Source organism: Nonomuraea fuscirosea, assembly GCF_035917475.1.
Taxonomy (GTDB): domain Bacteria; phylum Actinomycetota; class Actinomycetes; order Streptosporangiales; family Streptosporangiaceae; genus Nonomuraea; species Nonomuraea fuscirosea.
This window is the reverse complement of the sequence record NZ_CP109074.1, coordinates 11,487,004-11,500,776: the sequence shown is the minus strand read 5'-3', so window position 1 is coordinate 11,500,776 and position 13,773 is coordinate 11,487,004. Positions and strand designations below refer to the sequence as shown.

Below are 13,773 nucleotides of genomic sequence, written 5' to 3'. Positions count from 1 at the left end.
TCCAAGCGCAGGGCTACCGGGGCAGCCCCACAGACTGTCCGCCGGCGGTCTTGAACCCGCTGAACCCGTCCATCGCCACGACCTCGATCGCCTCACGCCAGGTGTCGGGGCGGGCGGCGAGCCAGGTCGTGAACACCTGTTTGGAGTGGCCCTCGACCATGTCGAGCAGCCGCGCCGGACCGGTCTTGTCGCGGATCGGGGTGCGGTCGATGATCACGGTGACGTACTTATCGCCCGTCCTGGTGTGGCACCAAACGTGCTCATCGACGCCAACTACCTTCACGCCGTCGAAGCGGGCTGGATCATCGATCAGGATTCGCTTGCGCTCGGCCAGGACGGCGTCGTTGGCGGTGTTCCACGCGACCCCGAGCCCTTCCGCGACGCGGGCGATGGCGAAGTGCTGACACACGATCCCTTCCAGGGCCCACCGCAACCCGCGACGCGAGAGCTTCGCCCGCGGCTCGGCCGCCAGGCTGCTGTCTTGGTGCCAGACGTGACCGCAGCCGCTGCACCGGTAGTGGCGGATCGTGACCAGCAGCGTCGTAGGTCGCCAGCCGAGCGGTTCGTGGGCCGGCTGCCGGGTCACCGTGTCGCGTGGAGACCCTTCGCAACCACACCGGCAGCACCACTGGTCCGGTTTAAGGACCCGGCACGAGAGGACCTCGAGGCGCTGGCCGGTGACGACGAGGCCAAGCTCGTCGAGTCGGCAGAACGTGGACAGGTCGGGGCGGGCAAAGGCGTCTGGGCGCTCGCCGACGGTGGCGTCGGGCTCGTCGAGGTCTTTCAGGATGAGCGTGTAGGAGCCCTTTTGGATCGGGAGACCTCGACGCCTATCGGCTCATCGACGCGCCGGCTCCAGCTACACCTTCATCTGGTGAGGAATCGTTCTAGGCCGCAACTAAACCTCCAGTTCCTGGGAATGGTCATCTGTCGAGGGATCCCGCGATCATGGCCGCTAGCGGAAGCTGATGCGCATCAGCCGGCTGCCGGCCCAATCTTCGAGCCGTGTCGGCCGGATGGTGCCGGGGTCGTGAAGCTGATTGAGATCCGCGACGATCTCCGCCAGCACGGCCTGACGTTCGGCTGGGTCGGTGACCGGCGTCGCCCGTGCGGGCAGATCTGCACGGATCCCGTTCTTGAGGTGGAAGGTGAAGTTGGGATTGGCGAGCAGGTTTGCATGCCAGTCGGTCGCGGCACCGCCGGCGCCGCTACACAGGTAGGTTGTGCCCGCAGCTCGGTAGAAGAAGATCTCGATGCGGCGTGGTTGGCCGGTGCGGCGTCCCAGCGTCGTGATGTCGATGATCCGTTCTCTGGTGCCCGCGGCGGGTGTGATCTCGATGGCTCGCCGGATGGGATCGGGCAGGTGCGACAAAGACGCGTCCCGTACGGAGCCGTTCGATCCGGTCGTGTCTGGAGTGTTCATGCGGTCTCGGTCTGAAGGGCGGGGCCGAGGAGGAGTCCACCGTCAATGACGTACTCCGAACCCGTGATGAACGACGCGTCTGATGACGCGAGGAACAGGAGAAGCCGGGTGACGTCGGTCGGCTCGCCAAGCCGGGGGATGGCGAACGGCTCGGGTGAGTAGAAGTCTGCGATTGCCGCGGTGGCACCAACTGCTGGTTCGCGGATGAACGAGGTCGCGATCACGCCGGGGTGGATGGTGTTCACACGGATGTGGTCGCGGCCGAGCTCGAGCGCTGCCGTTTGGGTGAGACCTCGCACGGCCCACTTGCTGGCGACGTACGGCGCGTAGTGAGCCGTGCCGCCCAAGCCCATGGTCGAGGCGACGTTGACGATGGCTCCCCCTGCTGCGCGGCGCAGAGCGGGGGCAGCGGCCTTGACGCCGAGGAAGGTCCCTGTGAGATTGATGTCAAGGATGCGCGACCACGTGGCCTGCTCCGTGTTTTCGATCGTTGCAGGCGGGTTCTGGACGCCCGCGTTGTTGACGAGCACGTTCAGGGCGCCGAAGGCGCTCTCGGCGGCTAGCACAGCGGCGTACCAAGAGCTCTCGTCGGTGACGTCGAGGCGGGTGAAGCGAGCACGGGTCCCGAGCTCGGCGGCGAGAGCAGCGCCGCGTTCGGCGTCGATGTCGCCGATGACCACGTTCGCTCCCTCCGCGTGAAAGGCGCGTACGTGGCTCGAGCCCTGGCCGCCGGTCCCACCGGTCACGAGCACGGTCTGGTTGTCGAAGCGGGGCATCAGATGTTCCTTCGGTACGTGGATGAATGACCGGATCACCAGTGACGAACGGCGGCCGGTGGTGAGCCGGGCGACTCACCACCCCCTGACACTAGGTCGGCGGCAGTGGCGAGTCAAGCCACTCACCTCGTATACTCGGCCCATGAGCAGGGTCGTGACGACGTATCACCAGCGCATCGCCCAGGAGAAGCGCGCCCTGATCGTGACGGCCGCGACCGCACTGTTCCTCGAGTTGGGCTACGACCGGACGTCGCTGGCGCGGATCGCAGAGCGCTCGGGCGTTTCGCGGGCCACCTTGTTCAAGCAGTTTCCGAGCAAGGCTGCCCTGTTCGACGCCATCGTCACCGAGTCCTGGTCAACCGCTGACGAGGAGGATCCTCCACCGGCAGGCAACGTCGTTGAGGGACTCAGCACCATCGGTCGCCGCTACGCCGAGCTGTTGAGTCGGCCCCAGATGACCGACCTGTTCAGGATCGTCATCGCCGAGCTGCCGCGGTTCCCCGAACTGGCCCATGCGCAGTTCTCGCACGGGAAGATGCCCTACTTCGAGTCCGTACGCGGCTACCTCCTAGCCGAGCACGAGGCGGGAACGGTGCAGGTCGAAGACGTGGACCTCGCAGCCACCCAGTTCCTGGGCATGATCTCCAACTACGTCTTCTGGCCGACACTCCTAGTGCCGGGCTGGGAGGTGAGCGCCGAACGCGTCGCGCAAGTGGTCGACGAGGCCGTCCACACCATCGCCGCCCGGTACGCCGCGACCAGACCATGGGCGTGCACAAACAAATGATCGCCGCCTACCGCGAGTGAGTCTCGGCGCCAAAGAAGCGGCTGCCTAACCAACCGAGGGTGTCGTGAGGACGCCCGCGAGGCTATCCCGCCCGCAGACACCGAAGAAGGAAGCGCCGATGTGTTGACCCACCTCGACCAGCCTGGCACCAGCACGGCCCGACAAGAGTCTTGCTGGCACGCCTCAAGAAGCCCTCGATCGCGCCGGCGACCTCTGCCTCAGTCACTGGCCCGGAAGGACTCACGGGCAGGACCGTTCAGCGAGGTGCCGCGAGGACATCCTGGAGTACGTCCTCCAGCGTGACGCGGGCCAGCTCACGCCGGAGGGCCTCCTCGACGCCGTCGTAGATACGCTGCATCGCCGGCTGGATGCCGTGACCCACCACGCATCCCGGGTCCGGGGTCGCGCGGTGCAGCGCGAACAGCGGACCGGGTTCCACCGCTTCGTACACGTCGAGCAGCGTCATCGACTCCAGGTCGCGCGCCAGCGACCAGCCCGCACCCACCCCGCGCCTCGGGTTCGACGAGCCGCGCTACCGGCGGCTCGCCGCCCAGAGGTCGATCGAACCCGGGACATGGCCGCCTCGATGACCAACCATTTCGTCCTCGACGACGACACCCCGACCGGCTCCCGGCTCGACCAGATCACCGCCCCCACCCTGGTCCTGCACGGCACCACCGACCCGATGTTCCCCCTGGAGCATGGCCGAGCCCTCGCCGCCGAGATCCCCGGCGCGCGGTTGATCCCCCTCCCCGGCGCCGGGCATCAACAACCGCCACGAGACCTCTGGGACCTGGCCATCGCGGCAATCGTCGACCACACCGAAAAAGCTGACACCCGATAACAGGCGACACGACTGGCAGCGATCACGTTTTCGAGCCCCCAAGGCATGACCGACTTCGCCGATTTGACCCGGGCGATAGCGCCTTGATCATGGAGTTGAGCCGGGTATGCAGGCCTTTCCGGTCAGAGGGATCGCCAACAACCTGGGCGTGGCGCGTAACACCCTGGCCAGGTGCATGGTGCCCTGAGCGCCGTGATACACAACCGAGGTGCGAAACATCTTGGAGTTCCCCGAGGTCCTGCGGCTGATCGAGGACCGCTCGGCCGCGTTCCGCGCCGCGATCGCGTCCGCCTCCGACCTTGACGTCCAGGTCCCGACCTGCCCGGGTTGGACGCTCCGCGAGCTGGCGCAGCACCTCGGTGACGGGCGCCGCCGCCAGGCCGCCATCGTCGCGGCGGGCCCGGGCGCTCAACCCCCGGCGAAGACTGACCCGAAGGGGGCCCCGACCGCGCCCCGCGATCACGAAGCCCTGGACGCCTGGCTCGCCGAGTCGACCGAGCTCATGCTCGACGCGATGCGCGAGGCCGGCCCGGACCGCGGCTGCTGGACCTGGTGGGGCCGCTCGCAGGCCCCGGAGACCAGCGGAGCCGTGGCCCGGCACCAGATGCAGGAGATCGCCGTCCACACGTATGACGCCCAGCTCGCTCAGGGGACCGAGCAGCCGCTGCCGGCGGACGTCGCGGTCGAGGGCGTCGACGAGTTCCTGACGACCGTCGCGGCGACGACCGTCCCCTGGCCGTTCAAGCCGGCGACCATCGACCTGCACGCGACCGAGGGCCGCTCCTGGCGCCTGACCCTGAACGCCGACGGCGTCCGCTGTGACGACCTCACCGCCGACGCGGAGCCGGGCGACATGGTGATGCGAGGTGCGGCGAGCGAACTGGTCCTCTACTTCTACGAGCGTGTCCCGCTCGACGATCTGGAGACCATCGGCGACCCCGAGCCGATGAAACTGCTCGCAGAGTGGGACCCGAACGCGTAAACGCGCACTCGGTTCTGCGGGTGCCGCTGGGCCCGGCGTTGCGGACATCGCAGCGGGCCGGCTTGCTCCACGTCGCACGGAATCTTTTGGACGATCATGACCGAGATCATCGCCGAATTGCTCGACCAGCAAGAGATCTTGAAATACCTCACCGGGATCGCGGACGTGGAGGAGGAGTCTGGCATCTACGACATCGACCCCGGAGGGTGGATCAACGCGGGCGAGAACGCGATCGCGATCAACGAGCGGCGAAGCGAGCGATGTCTGATCAAGTACGAGCTCTGGAACGGGCAGCCGCCACCACTCGGCTCCTGGGACCGTACCTGGTCCGGAGACGTACGTTTCGCGTCCGGAAGAGTGTTCGCCCTGAGCGACTACGACGGCGACACGACCTACGGCGAAGCATTCGACCTGGGCCGGCGGGACACGCTCTGGCGGGTGAGCATCCATCGCAAGGCGCTGGCCCACGAGGACTTCACTCCGGACATCGTCGGCGTCACCCTGCTGAAAGCCCGGTTCTGGCCTGCGGCCTAGAAGATCGGGAGGGCCCCACGCCCGGCCGAGCACGCTTCAGCGCTTGCGCTTCTTTCGGCGGCCTTGGGCTCCCGGCGGCCGGGTGGGGACGAGGCGGAGGGGATGGCGGGCGGTCCTGCGGAGCGGCTCGGCCACCAGCTCGCGTAGCTCCCGCAATCCCACGACATCAGGGTGCCCCGAGGCCAGGATCGCCTCAACGAACTCGGACGGGTCCCCGCCCCCCATCCTCTTGAGCTGCTCGATCAGCCCCTCAGGCCCCGCGAGCTCCAGCACCGACAGGAAACTCTCCGCCCCCATCAGCAGGTTCTCCCGCTCACTCGACGACCCGGGCTCCAGCTCCCCGGCGTCGATGAGCTGCGTCCACACAACGGGCCCGAGGACCGGGTCGTGACGCAGGTCGTGCAGCAGCCGCCGTTCGGGGGGAAGGGCGTCGGCCAGCACGCGCAGCATCGCCCCGGCCCGCGTACGGAACGGGCAGTCCCGCACGGCCTGCAGCAGCCTCTCGAGGTCCTGCCCCGGCCGGGCCAGCCACCCCTGGAGCTCCGCGACGGCGTCCTCCGGCGGATAGTGCTGGGCGAGCACCCCCAGCAGCTCGGCCGGCGGGGCGGTGGCCAGTTCGCCGAGGAGGGGAGCGTCGCGGCCTTCAGCGAGGAGGCGCTCGCGGACGCCGCGCACGCCGAGCGGGGTGAGGCGGACCAGCGGGAGGTCGGGCTCGGCGAGGGCGGTGCGCAGGCGTTCGACCGCGTCCGGCGGCAAGAGCTGGTCGTCGTGGTCGAGGTCGCTCGTGTAGAGGGGGTCGGCGGGGCCGCGGGTGAGCTCCACGGCTCCGAGGTCGGACAGGACCTCGAACATGCGCCCCAGGTCCCGGGCGGCCTCGCGACGCCAGAGATCGCGCAGGCGGTCGTCCTCCTGGTCGAGGACGAAGTACTCCTGGCAGGCCAGCCACACCGTCTCTTCGAGCCGGATCACCGGCATCTCGTCCAGCCCGTACATGGTGTTGAGCACGTCCGGCAGGATCTCGTCGAAGACCTCGGCCAGAACGGGCTCGGGTCGCCACGTCGCGACGGGCATGGTAACCACCTGGCCCAGCTCCGGCAGCACCTCGAACGCGCGCCGCCACAGCGCCTCCGGGTCGCGCAGCAACGGCGCCGCTTTGGCCACGCGGAGGAGCCGGCCCTTGCTGATGCGGGTCAGGCGCAGCTTCCTGGCCCAGGCGAGCAGCAGGTTGAGCTGCGGCAGATCGGTGGCGCTGCGGACGGTCAGGCGGTCCTCGCCAGTGCCCAGCAGGGCCGACACCTCAAGGGCGTCGGCGACGCGGAGGTTGCCCGCGTCGGTGAGGGCACGTCCGTCCTTGCCCACCCAATCGGTCAGCGTGATGAGACGCTGGACGGTCCGGCTGCGCGCGGCGGCCTCCGCCAGCTCGGACGCCGGCGGCAGGGAGACAGGCGGCTGGGGGAAGGCGCGTTCCTCGCCGATGCCGCCGTGCACGATGCGGTCCTGCATGATCTTCTCGAGCACCTGCTCGTCGTACGGCACCCGCCCGGCGTCGAGATCGCGCTTGAACCGTTCGAACGCCCCCTGAACGGTGAGATCGACGCCGTGGTCGAGAGCCGTGTGCGCCCAGAACGTGGCCAGCCCGCGCAGCGTGGGATCGTCGAGCGCCGCCGCGTACGAGGCTCGCAACCCGGCGATGATCTCCTCCGCCTCCACGAGCGTCGCGCCGCGCGGGTCGCGCAGGCCCGTGACGTCGAGATAACGCAGGTACGTGCGCAGCACTTCCGGTGCGAGGTCGAGCTCTTCCCGCGAAGCCGTCACCGCGTACGGCACGTACCGCAGCAAAAAGAAGCTGATACCCGCATCGTCCCAATACGCCAGCCGCCCGTCACGGCTCTCGTGCCGCGCGTCGACGGCGGCGGACAGCAGCAGTCCATCGACCGGCTGCCCGCGCTCCTCCGCCCAGGCGACACACCGCCGAACCAGCAGATCCTTGGCGGCCTCGAACTCCTCGGCCTCATCGGGCCCGAACCAGGTACGCACGCCTCAAGCCTCCCATCCCTCCAGGGTCACCGTCTCACCCTCAGGCCGTCAGCGCCGTCGGGCACCTGCTCGATCTATCAACCGGACCTCTTGGTACGGCCGGCCCTACCGCCGGTGGGAGGGCTGGCCATCCCCTGGTTGGGGGGTCGTCGGGGTGGGGCCGAAGCAGGTCGATTTCTAGCGTTGGGGCTGTTCCTCCGTGGCGGCTTTCGCTGGAAAGGGCGTGCCGATGTCCGAGGTTCTCGAGCCCGTGCGTACGCCGGTCCGGCGCCTGCACCGCCCGCTCCTGCTGATGGTCGCGTCTATGGTGCTGCTGCTGGTCGTCTCGGCCGTGGGCATGGTGGTCGACGACCGGGTGCTGCTCGGCGCGCCGGTCTGGGGGAAGCCGCTGAAGTTCGCGGTGTCGTTCATCGTGTACGGCCTCACCCTGGCCTGGATGCTGACGCTGCCGCACCGGGCGAGTCGCTGGACCTGGTGGATGGCGACGTTGCTGGCCGTCACCGGGATGGTCGACGTCGGCGTCGTCGTGGTGCAGGCGGCGCGCGGCACGTTCAGCCATTTCAACCAGGCGGACGACCCGTTCACCGACGGCATCTCGTTGATCTTCGGCGTGGGTGTGCAACTGCTCATGCTGGCGAACTTCGTTCTCGCCGGGCTGCTGATCTTCCAGCGGGTCGGCGATCGGGTGCTCACGTGGGCGATTCGCGCGGGGCTGGCTTTCGTCGTCGCGGGGATCGGACTCGGGTTCTGGATACCGGCGCGGTCCAGCGAGGTGTGGACGGCGGTGGACGCGGCCGGGCATGCGATCCCCCTGGGCGCTCAGCACAACGTGGGCGTCCCGGACGGCGGTCCCGGGCTGCCGCTCACCGGCTGGAGCACGGTCGGCGGCGACCTGCGCATCCCGCACTTCGTCGGCCTGCACGGGCTGCAGGTCATGCTGGTCGTGGCGCTGGTACTCGGGCTCCTGGCCGGCCGGGTCGCCCGGCTGCGTGACGAGCGGATCCGGGCGGGTTTGATGATCGTGGCCGCTGCGGCGTACGCGGGGCTGATCGTGCTGGTGACGTGGCAGGCGGTGCGTGGTCAGGCGCTGATTCACCCTGACGGACAGACGCTGGGCGCACTGGCTCTGCTCATCGCCGCCACGACGGCGGCAGGCTGGGCGGTTGTCGTCGCGGGCGGTTCGCCTGGCCGCACCGGGTGATTCGCTCGGTGACCCGATCGCGGTCATGCCTTGCTGACGGCACGGGTCCTTGGTGAAGCCATTGCTCATCTTCCGTACGCGAGTCCAGAGCGGGGGGTGGACTGTCCTGGACGGCGGTGTCACCACATCGCGACGGCGCTCTCGGACTCTTCGTTTTCAGGGTTGGGTGCCCGGCCCGCCGGAGTCGTTCCTGCGGCCGGGTACGTGGATGAGTTGCACCCGTTCCCCTCGTTGCAGGTCATCAGGGGCCTGGCCCGGCCTGCTCATGTGATGGAAGGATCTAAGCCCAGGGGCGGGGAAAGGTGTCACCGTCCAGCCGATCACCCACGGCGAGCCCGAGCGGATCGGTCACGACATGCCGGGTCCCGCCATAGCGGGTCGCCTCGTCCATGTAGATGACGACGTGCGCGAACCGGGCCTGGTCGGTGCGGTTGGGCAGCGCCATGTGGCCGGTGTAGCCGCTGTGGAAGGTGCAGTCGCCGGCCCGGAGCGGCACGGTGACGCGCGGGATCCAGCGCAGCGACGGGTCCGTCTCGAACAGGTCCTCCTCGTGGTGGAGGTCCTGCGGGCGCAGGCCGGTGCGATCCTGGGTGCCGGGCAGGAAGGTCATGCAGCCCCGCTCCGGCGGCACGTCGACCAGCGCGATCCACGCCGACAGCGGCAGCCGGTCATCCGCGTGCGGCCAGTACGGGCGGTCCTGGTGAAACTCCGTGGCGGCGTTGTTGTGCGGCTCCTTGACCAGCATCTGGTCGTGCCAGAGCCGGAGCGGGAACCCGGCGAGCTGTTCGGCGATCCGGCCGAGCCGGCGGTCGAACGTGAGCTCGCGCAGCGTCCGGTCGCGTTGCCAGACGTTGACGAGCTGGCTGAAGACGCCCTGCCGCTCCAGGCTCTCCGCGCGATGCGCCGCCAGGAACGCCGCCGCGCCGGCTCGGAAGCGCTCGATCCGGCCGGGTTCGAGGACGCCGCGTACTCGGACGAAACCGTGCTCACGGTAGGCCGCCACCAACTCCTCCGGCAGCCGGCCGTCCGCGTCGACGTCGCTGACGGAGTGCTCGATCGTCATCACTGACCTCCAAGGTTGTCGCCGTCGAACACTCCAAGCGTCGTCGTGGCAGGCCGTTCAGGGCTAGCCCGATCTCGACGCGTAGTCGTACGATCCCGACATGCCCGCCACCCTGCACGAGCACGCGCTGTTCGCCGGAAGCCCTGTCCTGGCCGGCGTCCACCACCTGGACCTCGGCATCGAGCCGCACGCGCACGACTTCCTCGAGATCGCCGTGATCGGACCCGGCGACGGGCGGCACCTGACCAGCCAGGGCGAACGCCCGCTGCGGCTCGGGCAGGTCATCGTGCTGCGCCCCGGCGCCTGGCACGGGTTCCGGGACTGCGCCGGCCTGACCGTCGCCAACTGCTGCCTGTCCGCCCAGGCCTTGCGGGCCGAACTGGCGCTCCTGTACGACATCCCGATGCCGCGCGCGATGTTGTGGACCGATCCGGTGGCATCCGGTAGGCACGGCGTCGCGGTCACGACCGTCGGCCCCGCTGCCGCCGAGGAGGCCATCGCCGAGATCGCCCTGCTCGAACGGGACCTCGGCGCCGATCGGGGCCGCCCTGGCCGGGTACTGGGCCGGCTGGTCACCGTCCTCGGCATCCTGGCCGACGGCCGCGACCTCGTACCGGAGGCGCCAGAACCCACCGCCTCCCCCGCGGTCACCGCCACCATAGCCCGCTTCGAGGCGGAACCCGCCCATCCGTGGCGGTTGGACGATCTCGCCAGCGCGGTCAACCTGGACCCCGACCACCTCGGCCGGCTGTTCGTCCGGCACGTGGGCCTGACACCACTGCGCTACCTGGCCCGCCTGCGAGCCGAACGCGCCGCCACACTCCTGGCCCACACGACCTTGCCGGCCTCCCGGGTGGGCGCCGCCGTCGGCTGGCCCGACCCGACGTACTTCGCCCGCCGCTTCCGTACCCTGGTCGGCCTGACCCCCACCGAATACCGGCGACGCACCCGATCAGCGACCCACCGGAGCGGAATCGGCCGGCCAGAAACCCGTTGATCGCCCAGGCAGCGTGCCACCGCCGGCTCGGCACTGATACCCAGGACACGTGACCAGCAGAAAAGAGCGCACCCGTGATTGACGCGACGTCCTTCTTGCTCGAACGCCTGCACGCGATCGGTCTGACCGACATCGCCGCAGTCGAACCAGTCACTGGAGGCCTCGCCGCGACCGCAGGGCTCGCGCGCCGCGGCGACGGCACGTCGGTGTTCGTCAAGGCGTTCGGCGAGCCGCCGTCGGACGATGTCTTCGCCGCGGAGGCCGAAGGGCTCACCGTACTGCGCGAGGCGGGCGGCGTCGTCACGCCCGAAGTCATCCTCGCCGACCGCGACCTGCTCGTGCTGTCCACGCTGCAGCCCCGGCCGACGACCGAGGTCTTCTGGGAGCAGTTCGCTCACGCGCTCGCCCACCTGCACACCAGCACGCGGCACCCCCGATTCGGATGGCACCGCGACAACTGGCTCGGCCGTCGCCGGCAGGTCAACACCTGGAACGGCGACGGATACGAGTTCTTCGCCCAGCGTCGCCTCTTGCGCTGGCTCAGCGAGCCGCGCGTCTGGGAAACGCTCGACGCCGCGGACCGAGCGGCACTCGAACGGCTGTGCAACCGGCTGCCCGAGCTCCTGCCGGTCAGGGCCGCGTGCCTGACGCACGGCGACCTGTGGGCGCAGAATGTCATGGCCACCCCCGGCGGGCGGCCCGCGCTGATCGATCCGGCCGTTTCGTACACATGGGCCGAGGTCGACCTGGCCCACTTGTGGACGACGGCACCGCCGCCCGAGGCGCACGTGCTCTTCGAGCTGTACGCCGAACTGACCGGACTCGACCGCGGCTGGCGCGAACGCATGCCAATCCTCCAACTGCGCCAGCACCTGGCAGTGATCGCCCAGTTCGACCCCGACTGGGGAGCCGCCGACATCGTGCGCGCCACGCTCGCCCCATTCCGGCAGCGGCCCAAAGACCAGCCGAGCAGACGCCGCACGACACCACCTGCGGAATCAGCGCCCGAAGGGCTTCACAAACCGGCAACTTAGCTATCTGGCGTCGAGCGTGGCCGGCTTGGGGGCCTGTCGTCGCGATTCGGTCACGGATAGTGTGTTGGCGCTCTTCGGAACGGTGTCACGCCTTGTTCACCTCTACCCGGAGAATCCGGTCGTCGCCCGGGCGCGGGTCCGTGCCGCCCCAGGTCGCGCGGTCGGTGTTCGACGTGATCAGCCACAGGGCCCCGTCGGGGGCCACTTCGACGGTACGGATCCGGCCGTACGCGCCGGTGAAGTGGTCGATGGGGGCGCCCGTCGCGGTGCCGCGCTCGACCGGAAGTTGCCAGAGCCGCCGGCCGCCCAGGGCGCCGATCCACAGCGACCCCTCGGCGTACGCGAGGCCGGACGGGCTGGCCTCGTCCGGGTGGATGGTGGCGATCGGCGGCTCGCCCGTCGAGCCGGCGGTGCCCTCGGTGGCCGGCCAGCCGTAGTCGGCGCCCGCGCGCAGGACATTGACCTCGTCCCACGTCCGGTGGCCGAGCTCGGACGCGTAGGGGGTGCCGTCGGGGCCGAACGTGATGCCCTGGACGTTGCGGTGACCGCTGGAGTAGATGGCCGACGATCCCGGATTGTCCTCGGGGACGGAGCCGTCCACCGCGATGCGCAGGATCTTGCCGTTGAGCGAGTCGGGGGTGGCGGCGTTCTCGGGCTCGAAGGCGTCGCCCGTGCCGATCCACAGGTGCCCGTCCGGCCCGACGGCGATGCGGCCGCCGTGGTGCCGGTCGGCGGTCTGGATGCCGTCGAGCAGCACCCGGCCGACGGCGAGGGAGCCGAAGTCGGCGGCGATGGTGAGCGCGACGATGCGGTTGCCGTTCTGTCCGGAGACGGAGGCGAAGACCGTACGGTCGGCGGCGAATGTCGGGGAGGCGGCGATGCCGAGCAGCCCGCCCTCCGAGCTCACGTGCACGCCGGGGACGACGCCGACCGTCCGCGGGGTGCCGCCCTGAGCAGGGACGCGTACGATCTCGCCGGAGATCCGCTCGGAGACGAGCGCCGATCCGTCAGGGAGGAAGGTGAGCCCCCAGGGCGCCTCCAGTTCGGTGGCCAGCTCGACCGGCCGGCCGAGAGTCGCGACCGCGCCGGCGCTCGGGGTGGCTGTCCGTGACGGCGCCGCCTGCGGCTCGGCCGCCGGGGCCGAACATCCGCTGAGCGCGAGGGCGACCCCTATCAACGCCGCCCGCCGTAACGCGCGGCCGCTCATCGCTTGAGCTCCAGCGTCTCGGCGAAGCCCAGGCGCCGTACGAACGCCTCCCGCGTCAGATCGCTGAAAGCCATGACGTGGTCGGCCCCGGCACGGGCGGCGTCCACCACGGAACGGAACGGTTTGTCCCCGGCCGGGAGGGACAGGATGCGCCGGATCTCCTCCGCCACGTCCCGCGGGTCGGCGGCCGTCCCCGGCGCGAAGAGCTGCTCGTGCGCGTCGTGGGTCCGTTCGACGAGCGGGTCGAGTACGGCGTACTGCGCGGCCACGCGCTCGTCCGTGGCCTTCGAGGCGTTCGCGAAGTGCTGCGTGCCCTGCGTGATCGCGCCGGGCATCACGATCGAGGTCTCGATGCCGAACTGCGACACCTCGTACGACGTCACCACGGCGAGCGCGTCGAACGCCGCCTTCGAGGCCACGTAGGGGCCGAGGAAGGGTGGTGTGGTGACGAGGATGGTGCTGCCGACGTAGAGGAGGGTGCCGGAACGGTTCTGACGCAGGTACGGCAGCACCGCCCGGTTGACCCGGTGCGCCCCGACCGTGTTGACGTCGAGGAGCCGGGCGAGGTCGTCGTCGGTGAACGCCTCGACGTAGCCGAGGTACAGGTGCCCGGCGTTGTGCACGACGGCGTCCAGGCCGCCCGCGTCCGCGAGGATGTGCCGTACGGCATCATCGGCCGAAGCCTGCGACGTCACGTCGAGCGCGGCGACCCGCAGGTCCCGGCCGGTGTCGCGGGCGAGGGCCGCGAGCTCGGACGCGGCGGCGGCGTCGCGGCCCTGGGGGTCGCGCATCGTCGCGTAGACGGTGTGCCCCGCCGCGGCGAGGGTTTCGGCCGTCAGGCGCCCGATGCCGGTGGCCGCGCCGGTGATCAGCACGATGGGCATGTCA

Annotated in this window: 14 protein-coding genes and 1 pseudogene; 7 read left to right on the top strand and 8 right to left on the bottom strand. The window is 69.9% G+C overall.

Annotated elements, in window-relative coordinates:
• Positions 1-28: 28 nt before the first annotated feature.
• The 3 genes and pseudogenes from OIE67_RS53110 to OIE67_RS53100 form a co-directional block, all read right to left on the bottom strand.
• Positions 29-787 (bottom strand): annotated as a pseudogene (locus OIE67_RS53110) (transposase); the annotation flags it as partial.
• A 168-nt stretch (positions 788-955) separates the two neighbouring features.
• On the bottom strand, positions 956-1,423 hold the full coding sequence (locus OIE67_RS53105) for a nitroreductase/quinone reductase family protein (RefSeq protein ID WP_326634800.1): 468 nt from the start codon (positions 1,421-1,423) through the stop codon (positions 956-958).
• Positions 1,420-2,199, bottom strand: a complete 780-nt coding sequence (locus tag OIE67_RS53100; protein ID WP_326634799.1) for a glucose 1-dehydrogenase — start codon at positions 2,197-2,199, stop codon at positions 1,420-1,422. The genes OIE67_RS53105 and OIE67_RS53100 overlap by 4 nt, the downstream gene beginning before the upstream one ends.
• Before the next feature lie 142 nt (positions 2,200-2,341).
• On the opposite strand from OIE67_RS53100, the gene OIE67_RS53095 reads away from it, so the two are divergent.
• Entirely contained in the window at positions 2,342-2,986 is a 645-nt protein-coding gene (locus tag OIE67_RS53095) for a TetR/AcrR family transcriptional regulator (protein WP_326634798.1), read from the top strand.
• Positions 2,987-3,242: 256 nt separating this feature from the next.
• On the opposite strand, the gene OIE67_RS53090 is transcribed toward OIE67_RS53095, so the two are convergent.
• Entirely contained in the window at positions 3,243-3,491 is a 249-nt protein-coding gene (locus OIE67_RS53090) for an Rrf2 family transcriptional regulator (protein ID WP_326634797.1), read from the bottom strand.
• An 81-nt stretch (positions 3,492-3,572) separates the two neighbouring features.
• On the opposite strand from OIE67_RS53090, the gene OIE67_RS53085 reads away from it, so the two are divergent.
• The 3 genes from OIE67_RS53085 to OIE67_RS53075 all read left to right on the top strand — a co-directional run bounded on the left by OIE67_RS53085 (position 3,573) and on the right by OIE67_RS53075 (position 5,346).
• Positions 3,573-3,830, top strand: coding sequence for an alpha/beta fold hydrolase (locus tag OIE67_RS53085; RefSeq protein WP_326634796.1), 258 nt, complete (start codon positions 3,573-3,575; stop codon positions 3,828-3,830).
• A 208-nt stretch (positions 3,831-4,038) separates the two neighbouring features.
• On the top strand, positions 4,039-4,812 hold the full coding sequence (locus OIE67_RS53080) for a maleylpyruvate isomerase family mycothiol-dependent enzyme (RefSeq protein ID WP_326634795.1): 774 nt from the start codon (positions 4,039-4,041) through the stop codon (positions 4,810-4,812).
• A gap of 96 nt (positions 4,813-4,908) precedes the next feature.
• Positions 4,909-5,346: a hypothetical protein gene (locus OIE67_RS53075; protein ID WP_326634794.1), complete on the top strand. Its 438-nt coding sequence runs from the start codon at positions 4,909-4,911 to the stop codon at positions 5,344-5,346.
• Positions 5,347-5,382: 36 nt separating this feature from the next.
• Here the strand turns inward: OIE67_RS53075 and OIE67_RS53070 are convergent, their stop codons facing one another.
• Entirely contained in the window at positions 5,383-7,383 is a 2,001-nt protein-coding gene (locus tag OIE67_RS53070; RefSeq protein WP_326634793.1) for a hypothetical protein, read from the bottom strand.
• Positions 7,384-7,612: 229 nt separating this feature from the next.
• Here OIE67_RS53070 and OIE67_RS53065 point away from each other — a divergent pair, with 229 nt between their 5' ends.
• Positions 7,613-8,584, top strand: a complete 972-nt coding sequence (locus OIE67_RS53065) for a hypothetical protein (protein WP_326634792.1) — start codon at positions 7,613-7,615, stop codon at positions 8,582-8,584.
• A 280-nt stretch (positions 8,585-8,864) separates the two neighbouring features.
• Here the strand turns inward: OIE67_RS53065 and OIE67_RS53060 are convergent, their stop codons facing one another.
• Complete coding sequence (locus tag OIE67_RS53060) at positions 8,865-9,647, bottom strand: phytanoyl-CoA dioxygenase family protein (protein WP_326634791.1); 783 nt, start codon at positions 9,645-9,647, stop codon at positions 8,865-8,867.
• Positions 9,648-9,747: 100 nt separating this feature from the next.
• Here OIE67_RS53060 and OIE67_RS53055 point away from each other — a divergent pair, with 100 nt between their 5' ends.
• Both OIE67_RS53055 and OIE67_RS53050 read left to right on the top strand, forming a co-directional pair.
• A complete protein-coding gene (locus OIE67_RS53055; RefSeq protein ID WP_326634790.1) occupies positions 9,748-10,644 on the top strand; it encodes a helix-turn-helix domain-containing protein in 897 nt (298 codons plus the stop codon).
• A gap of 74 nt (positions 10,645-10,718) precedes the next feature.
• On the top strand, positions 10,719-11,678 hold the full coding sequence (locus tag OIE67_RS53050) for a fructosamine kinase family protein (RefSeq protein WP_326634789.1): 960 nt from the start codon (positions 10,719-10,721) through the stop codon (positions 11,676-11,678).
• A gap of 85 nt (positions 11,679-11,763) precedes the next feature.
• On the opposite strand, the gene OIE67_RS53045 is transcribed toward OIE67_RS53050, so the two are convergent.
• Together OIE67_RS53045 and OIE67_RS53040 are read right to left on the bottom strand one after the other, a co-directional pair.
• Positions 11,764-12,885, bottom strand: coding sequence for a PQQ-dependent sugar dehydrogenase (locus OIE67_RS53045; RefSeq protein WP_326634788.1), 1,122 nt, complete (start codon positions 12,883-12,885; stop codon positions 11,764-11,766).
• Positions 12,882-13,769: an SDR family NAD(P)-dependent oxidoreductase gene (locus OIE67_RS53040; protein ID WP_326634787.1), complete on the bottom strand. Its 888-nt coding sequence runs from the start codon at positions 13,767-13,769 to the stop codon at positions 12,882-12,884. Before OIE67_RS53040 ends, OIE67_RS53045 begins: the two co-directional genes overlap by 4 nt.
• Positions 13,770-13,773: the final 4 nt, after the last annotated feature.

What these genes read in the sequence shown, in the direction of transcription:
- OIE67_RS53075 (WP_326634794.1), top strand. Translation starts at nt 4,909, where the DNA reads ATGACCGAGATCATCGCCGAATTGCTCGACCAGCAAGAGATCTTGAAA.
- OIE67_RS53065 (WP_326634792.1), top strand. Translation starts at nt 7,613, where the DNA reads ATGTCCGAGGTTCTCGAGCCCGTGCGTACGCCGGTCCGGCGCCTGCAC.
- OIE67_RS53105 (WP_326634800.1), bottom strand. Translation starts at nt 1,423, where the DNA reads ATGAACACTCCAGACACGACCGGATCGAACGGCTCCGTACGGGACGCG.
- OIE67_RS53055 (WP_326634790.1), top strand. Translation starts at nt 9,748, where the DNA reads ATGCCCGCCACCCTGCACGAGCACGCGCTGTTCGCCGGAAGCCCTGTC.
- OIE67_RS53100 (WP_326634799.1), bottom strand. Translation starts at nt 2,199, where the DNA reads ATGCCCCGCTTCGACAACCAGACCGTGCTCGTGACCGGTGGGACCGGC.
- OIE67_RS53085 (WP_326634796.1), top strand. Translation starts at nt 3,573, where the DNA reads ATGACCAACCATTTCGTCCTCGACGACGACACCCCGACCGGCTCCCGG.
- OIE67_RS53045 (WP_326634788.1), bottom strand. Translation starts at nt 12,885, where the DNA reads ATGAGCGGCCGCGCGTTACGGCGGGCGGCGTTGATAGGGGTCGCCCTC.
- OIE67_RS53040 (WP_326634787.1), bottom strand. Translation starts at nt 13,769, where the DNA reads ATGCCCATCGTGCTGATCACCGGCGCGGCCACCGGCATCGGGCGCCTG.
- OIE67_RS53095 (WP_326634798.1), top strand. Translation starts at nt 2,342, where the DNA reads ATGAGCAGGGTCGTGACGACGTATCACCAGCGCATCGCCCAGGAGAAG.
- OIE67_RS53060 (WP_326634791.1), bottom strand. Translation starts at nt 9,647, where the DNA reads ATGACGATCGAGCACTCCGTCAGCGACGTCGACGCGGACGGCCGGCTG.